Source organism: uncultured Sphingomonas sp. (assembly GCF_902806265.1).
GTDB lineage: Bacteria > Pseudomonadota > Alphaproteobacteria > Sphingomonadales > Sphingomonadaceae > Sphingomicrobium.
On record NZ_CADCVZ010000047.1, the window covers coordinates 21,854 to 28,290 of the forward strand.

Annotated in this window: 8 protein-coding genes and 1 pseudogene; 6 read left to right on the forward strand and 3 right to left on the reverse strand. The window is 65.5% G+C overall.

The genetic code is table 11. The features are described 5' to 3' along the window. Positions 1-232: 232 nt before the first annotated feature. A complete protein-coding gene (locus QZX62_RS09590) occupies positions 233-1,126 on the reverse strand; it encodes a LysR family transcriptional regulator (protein ID WP_294173989.1) in 894 nt (297 codons plus the stop codon). Positions 1,127-1,200: 74 nt separating this feature from the next. On the opposite strand from QZX62_RS09590, the gene QZX62_RS09595 reads away from it, so the two are divergent. The 3 genes and pseudogenes from QZX62_RS09595 to QZX62_RS11890 all read left to right on the forward strand — a co-directional run. After that, positions 1,201-1,518: an aldo/keto reductase gene (locus QZX62_RS09595; RefSeq protein WP_294173991.1), complete on the forward strand. Its 318-nt coding sequence runs from the start codon at positions 1,201-1,203 to the stop codon at positions 1,516-1,518. Next, positions 1,515-2,276, forward strand: a complete 762-nt coding sequence (locus QZX62_RS09600) for an aldo/keto reductase (protein WP_294173993.1) — start codon at positions 1,515-1,517, stop codon at positions 2,274-2,276. The genes QZX62_RS09595 and QZX62_RS09600 overlap by 4 nt, the downstream gene beginning before the upstream one ends. 106 nt (positions 2,277-2,382) lie before the next feature. Further along, positions 2,383-2,736 (forward strand): annotated as a pseudogene (locus QZX62_RS11890) (nuclear transport factor 2 family protein); the annotation flags it as partial. Between the two features lie 99 nt (positions 2,737-2,835). On the opposite strand, the gene QZX62_RS09605 reads toward QZX62_RS11890, so the two are convergent. Beyond that, positions 2,836-3,366 carry a TetR/AcrR family transcriptional regulator gene (locus QZX62_RS09605; RefSeq protein WP_294173995.1) on the reverse strand — a complete coding sequence of 177 codons (531 nt, stop codon included), beginning with the start codon at positions 3,364-3,366 and terminating at the stop codon, positions 2,836-2,838. 215 nt (positions 3,367-3,581) lie between these two features. On the opposite strand from QZX62_RS09605, the gene QZX62_RS09610 reads away from it, so the two are divergent. From QZX62_RS09610 to QZX62_RS09620, 3 genes are all read left to right on the forward strand, one after another. Continuing rightward, positions 3,582-4,331: an SDR family NAD(P)-dependent oxidoreductase gene (locus tag QZX62_RS09610; RefSeq protein WP_294173996.1), complete on the forward strand. Its 750-nt coding sequence runs from the start codon at positions 3,582-3,584 to the stop codon at positions 4,329-4,331. A 29-nt stretch (positions 4,332-4,360) separates the two neighbouring features. Beyond that, positions 4,361-5,245: an SDR family oxidoreductase gene (locus QZX62_RS09615; protein ID WP_294173999.1), complete on the forward strand. Its 885-nt coding sequence runs from the start codon at positions 4,361-4,363 to the stop codon at positions 5,243-5,245. Between the two features lie 67 nt (positions 5,246-5,312). Beyond that, positions 5,313-5,702 (forward strand): RidA family protein, encoded by a 390-nt coding sequence (locus QZX62_RS09620; protein ID WP_294174001.1) that lies wholly within the window; start codon positions 5,313-5,315, stop codon positions 5,700-5,702. Positions 5,703-5,745: 43 nt separating this feature from the next. Here QZX62_RS09620 and QZX62_RS09625 read toward each other — a convergent pair whose 3' ends face one another. Then, on the reverse strand, positions 5,746-6,177 hold the full coding sequence (locus QZX62_RS09625) for an Rrf2 family transcriptional regulator (protein ID WP_294174004.1): 432 nt from the start codon (positions 6,175-6,177) through the stop codon (positions 5,746-5,748). Between the last annotated feature and the right edge of the window lie 260 nt (positions 6,178-6,437).

Here is a 6,437-nt window from a genome sequence, read left to right on the forward strand (position 1 = left end):
CGACAAGACGGACGAGCAGATTGCGCAGGTGACCAAGCTGGCCCCGATAGCCATTGGGTCACGGGTCAGGTCCTGCGCGCCAACGGCGGTATGATCTGACATGTCTCCGCCGCTCATCGATCCCGGGAGTGCCAAGCCGTTGATGTCAGCGGCGCCTGTTGACAGCAGGTGATCTTCTCACCCTCCCGGCGCTGTAGTTGCTACCGCGCTTCAGCACGGAAATAAGTAGTTGCTACCGCGCTTCAGCACGGAAATAATCGATCAGCGCTCGTAGCTTTGCCGGTTGATGCTGCCGCTTGGGAAAGAACAGGTAGAACCCCGGGAACGGCGGCAAGAACGCGTCCAGCACGGTCACGAGTTCGCCTCGTTCCAAATAGGGCTGGAATGTCTCTTTCATCCCAAACGTGAGGCCAGCGTCGGCGCAAGCGAGGCGGATCATCACGTTCATATCGTTGGTCGTCGCCCGCGGCTCGACCGCCACGTCGAAGTCGCGGCCGTCCTCGGTATATTCCCACCGATACGGCGCCACGTCCGCCTTAGGTCGCCAGCCGATGCAGATGTGGTCGACCAGCTCCCGCGGATGAGCGGGCGCCCCGTACCTGGCGAGGTAATCCGGTGATACGACGGTCACCTGACGCTGCTCGGCAGAAACCGGAATTGCGATCATGTCCTGGTCGATCGCCTCGCCAAGCCTCACGCCGGCGTCATAGCCCTCGCGGACGATGTCGAACTCGGCGTCCGTAACGGTGATGTCGAGGCCCACCGCCGGATGCGCGGCGAGGAAGCCCGGCAGCGCCGGCCCCGTTAGGAAGCTCTCGGCGATGGAGGACACGCAAAGCCGGAGGCGCCCCGTCGGTCGCCCCCGCATCTCCTGCGCGGCCCTGAGCGCCGCACCGAGCTGGTCAAACGCGGGGTGCGCAGCCGCGTACAATTGTTCCCCGGCCTCGGTGAGGTGGACGCTGCGAGTGGTCCGCTGCGCCAGCGCTACGCCAAGGCGATCTTCCAGCCGCTGAAAGGCCTGGCTGACCGCGGAGCGGGTGACGCCGAGCCGCTCGCTGGCCGCGCGGAAGCTGCGCGTTTCGGCGACCGCAAGGAACACCGTCAGTCCTTCGAGCCTGTCGATCATTGGTTAGCCCCGCTTACCAGCGCATCCGGGATCATCGTCTAGGTCGAAACCTGCCGCTGGCCTATCTCCCAACCATGAACAGCACCGCACTCGATCAATATCGCCTGCTCGGCCGCTCGGGCCTGCGCGTGTCCCCGCTCGGGCTCGGCACCATGACCTTCGGCTCCGACTGGGGCTGGGGCGCCGACGCCGACGAGGCCCGCCGCATCTTCGACCTGTACGTCGACCGGGGCGGCAACTTCATCGAGACCTCCGTCAACTACACCAACGGCGCGTCCGAGCAGATGGTCGCCGCGTTCGCCAGCGAGAAGCGCCAACGCCTCGTGCTCGCGACCAAGTTCACGATGGCGCGCGATCCGGCGACCCGAACTCCGGTGGCAACCACCGGTTGAACATCGTCCGCTCGGTCGAGCAGAGCCTTCGGCAGCTCGATACCGACTGGATCGATCTCTTCTACCTTCACGGCTGGGATTTCACGACGCGCCCCGACGAGGTGATGCGCGGCCTCAACGACCTCGTGAGCTCCGGGAAGATCGTTTACCTGGGGATCTGCAACACGCCGGCCTGGCGCGTCGCCGAGATGCAGACTCTGGCGAGCTTGCGCGGCTGGGCGCCGCTGGTGGCCCTCCAGATCGAATACAGCCTGGTCGAGCGAACGGTGGAGCACGAGCTGATGCCGATGGCCCAGGCGCTCGGCCTGGGTGTTCTGCCCTGGTCGCCGCTCGGCGAGGGCGTGCTCACCGGCAAATATAGGCGCGCCGATCTCTCTGGCGAAAATGCGGCGGACGTGTCGACGACGCGCAAGGGCGTGATCGCATCCTCGGGGCATCTCAACGAGCGGTCGCTCGCCATCGCCGACGTCGTGGCGGAGGTCGCGCGCGAAAGCGGCGTGACCCCGTCCCAGGTGGCGATGGCCTGGACGCTTGCCCATCCGGCCGTGGTTTCGCCCATCATCGGCGCGCGCACGCTCGCACAGGCCGAGGACAATCTCGGCGCTCTGGCCGTGGCGCTTTCCCCCGATCAGCGAGGCCGGCTGGACGCGGCGAGCGCGCCCGCGCCCACGTTCCCCGATCGATTCATGGGCCGGCCGATGGTCCAGCAACTCATGTTCGGCGGAACCGCGATCGCTCCACGCGCCCGGGCCGCCTGACCCACGCAACCCAGGAAGGAATAGATCATGTTGATGTTGCGAGCGCTGACACCTGTCCTGCTGCTGTCAGTGGCGAGCCTGGCCACCCCGATCGCCACCAGTGCGCATGCCCAAACGCACACGTCCGTCGAGGCGACGAAACGAGCTGATCGTCAGCCAGGCGTTCGCACGCTGGGCGGCGGGCGGCACCCGCTTCTTTCAGAAGCTGCTCTCGCCCGACATCGTCTGGACCATCAAGGGGTCGGGCCCGTCCGCCGGGGTGTTCCGCGGTCGGCAGGACTTCCTGGACCGCGCGGTCACGCCATTCAGCTCGCGTCTGTCCAGGCCGGTCCGCCCGACCGTTCGCGACATCTGGAGCAAGGGCGATCAAGTCGTCGTACACTGGGACGGCGAAGGCACGGCGCGCGACGGGCGCCCCTACCGAAACAGCTATGTCTGGATTTTCCGGATGCGCGGCGGGCAAGCCGTCGAGGCGACCGCCTTCCTAGACCTCGCCCCCTATGACGACGTGCTGCGGCGATCCCGGCGCAATAAGGTCCGGCGCGGACGGGCTCCCGGTCTAGCGATCCCCACGCGCGGTGCCGGCACCATATCGCAGGCCATCGACGAGCAACGCCACCATGCGGCGCGTCTGATCGCGCCCATCATCGGACGCCTGCATGCACAGGCTGCCAACCGCGCGCAGCAGCTCTTCCGGCTCGACGTCCCCGCGCACCTCCCCCGCAGTCGCGGCGGCTTTCAGCAATCCGGCGAGCGCGGGCTGAAGCCGTTCGTTGAAGTAGGCGTGCAAGGCGCCATAAGCCGGGTGCCCCGAATGCAAAGCCGAGGCGAGCCCGCGCTTGGTCGCGATGAAGTCGGCGTAACGCTGCATCCACCTTGCCAATGCTTCGCCCGGTTCGTGCTCTGACGCGAGGATCGGCGCGGCATCCGCGCAGGCATCGACCTCGTGGCGGAACACCGCCGCGACCAGATCCGCGCGCTGCGGGAAGTGGCGGTAAAAGGTGCCGACCCCGACGCCGGCCGCGTCCGCTATCTCCCGCACGGGCGCATCCACGCCCGACTTGGCGAACACCGCCAGCGCGGCCTCCAACAAGGCTTCGACATTGCGCTGGGCGTCGGCGCGTACGGGCCGACCCGTAGAGCCCTCACGCTTGGAAGCATCGGCAGTTGATATTTTTTCTTCCGGCACGTGCGCTCTTCCACTTGTAAACGGAACATAGTTCCACATCTAAGCGGAATGCTGTTCCACTTGCCTATATGGGCGGTGGCGCTGGAATTTCCACAGCCGAACCTCAGGAGCCGATCATGCAGGACAAGCCAGTCGCCTTAATCACCGGGGCTAACAATGGCATCGGCCTTCAGATCGCTAAGGATTTGTCGGGCCATGGCTTCACGGTGCTCGTAGGAGCGCGCGATCTCAAGGCTGGCAAGGCAGCGGCGGCAGGCATCGAGGGGGACGCGCATGCCGTTCAGCTCGACGTCACCGATCCAACGTCCGTCGCTACGGCCGCCGAGCACATCCGAGCCGGGTTCGGCCGCCTCGACGTCCTCGTGAACAACGCCGGCATCTCTCACGCCGGTAAGCCGGGCGCCTCGTTCGACGAGGTGATCCAGTCCAATTTGCTGACGGCTGCGCCCCTCGACGACATTCGCACCGTTTGGGAGACCAATGTGTTCGGCGTCATCGCCGTCACGCAAGCGATGCTGCCGCTGCTGCGCCAAGAGCCGGCAGCTCGCATCGTCATTGTTGGCAGCGGTGCCGGATCCTTGTCGGCGAACTCGGACCCTGCTTACCCATATCGCGCCATCGCCGGAAATTACACTGCGTCGAAAACGGCCGTTCATGGCGTCGGGCTCGCCTTCGCCCTCGCACTCGAGGCGGAGGGCATCAAGGTCAACATTGCCGATCCTGGCTACACCGCCACATCGCTGAACGGCTTCACCGGTCACCGCACGGTCGAGCAGGGTGCGCGCCGCGCGGTGGAACTGGCGCTGCTCGATGCGGACGGCCCGACCGGCACCTTGTCGGACGAGAACGGTCCGGTGGCATGGTGACGGCGGCGAACGCGAAAGGAACCGCGAACATGCGCATCTTCGTCACCGGCGCGACCGGCTTCATCGGCTCCGCCATCGTTCCAGACCTGCTCGAGGCGGGCCACCAAGTGCTGGGCCTCGCGCGATCGGAAAGCGGCGCTCAATCGCTGATCGCGGCCGGCGCCCAGGCGCAACGCGGTGATCTGGAAGACCTCGACAGTCTGCGCCGTGGTGCGGCGATGGCCGACGGCGTGATCCACGTCGGCTTCAACCACGATTTTTCAAGATTTGCCGAAAGCTGCGAGGCCGATCGCCGCGCGATTGAGGCGATCGGAGAGGTGCTGGAAGGCACGGACAAGCCGTTGGTCGTCACCGCCGGGTTGCCGGTGGTGGCGGGTCGCCCTGCGACGGAGGACGATCCGCCCTCCCAAGGTCTCTCGCCCAGAGTGTCGGAGGAAACGGCGGAAGCGCTGGCTGCGCGGGGTGTACGAGCGTCCGTGGTGCGGCTCCCGCAGGTTCACGACCAGGACAAGCACGGGCTCGCGAGCTACCTGATCGGAATTGCCCGCCAGAAAGCTGTTTCGGCCTATGTCGGCGATGGGCTCAACCGCTGGTCCGCCGCGCACCGGCTCGATGTCGCGCCCCTCTTTCGGTTGGCGCTCGACAAGGGAGAGGCCGGAGCAAGATACCATGCTGTGGCCGAGGAAGGCGTGGCCCTCTGCGAGATCGCCGAAGCGATCGGCCGAGGCTTAGGCCTCCCGGTCGCGTCGCTCCCGCCCGACCAGATGGCGGAGCATTTCGGTGGGCTTGCATTCGCGGTTGCGACCGACTTTTCAGCCGCCAGCGCGCTCACTCAGCAGCGGCTAATGTGGCGCCCGATTCAGAAGCACGGATTTCTCTCGGATGTGGAGCAGTCGTCCGCGTATGACAGCTGAGTGTCGCGAATTGCGGACGGTGCGATCACCTTCACGCCCTGGATATGTTGCCCAAAGGAGTGAGACAATGACGAAACGCGAAGCCGTTTTCCCCGCTGGCCGCCAGGAACTCTACGAGCGAAACGGTTACTCGGCCGCGATCCGCTCTGGCGATCTCCTGTTCGTCTCTGGCCAAGTCGGCAGTCGCAAGGACGGCTCGCCCGAGCCGGGCTATGAGGCCCAGGTCCAACTGGCTTTCGACAATCTCGCCGCCGTGCTGAAAGCCGGCGGCTGCACCTTCGACGATGTCGTGGACGTCACCACCTTCCACACTGATCCGGAAGCGCAGTTCGAAACCTTCATGAAGGTACGATCAAAGCATCTCGGCGCGCAGCCCTACCCGACGATAACCGCAGTCGGCGTCAACTGGCTCTACGGCTTCGACTTCGAGATCAAGGTCATCGCTCGCATCCCTTGATGCACGCCGGGCTTCGTGGATCGCGCTTGGGAACGAGACCTTCTCAGGGCCCCGCATCGCAGCGAAGCTCGAAGCGTTGTGCGAGATCGGCAAGGTTCACCGCGTCCAGTCGCGCGATCAGCAGGGTCTCAGCCTCACGCAGCGCGTCCCCGAGTGCCTCGTTCACGACCCGCTCCACTGCGCAATCCGGACTTGGACGTTCGCTCCCGATCGCGAAGATGCGTGGCCCGCCCACCGCCCGGTGCACGTCTAGCAGCGACACCTCCTTCAGGTCAGTGGCGAGCACCCAGCCGCCGCCATGCCCCTTTTCCGAGCGGACAAACCCTTCATCTCGCAGCCCCGCCATCGTGCGCCGGACCACCACTGGATTGGTGCCGAGCATCCGCGCGATCTCCTCGGAGGTCATCGGCTTATTGTGCTGCGCCATGTGCAGCAGCACGTGCAGCATTCGCGAAAGGCGACTGTCATTGCGCATGATGCATTCCTTTGCACGATAGCAGGCATTGGAAAGCGCCCGCAGTTACGCTACTTATTATGTTACAAGAATAGTTGGGAGCAGGAAATGCGCGAGTTCGAGAACCCTGACCACTGGGACACGGCTGCTCAGCATTATGAGAAGACGGCTCACCCCTTTACGGCGCTCTACGCCGACGCGGCGCTCGCGCGCATGGCGCTTTCGCCGGATAGCCGAGTGCTCGACGTGGCGGCCGGCACCGGAGCGCTCGCTTTGGCTGC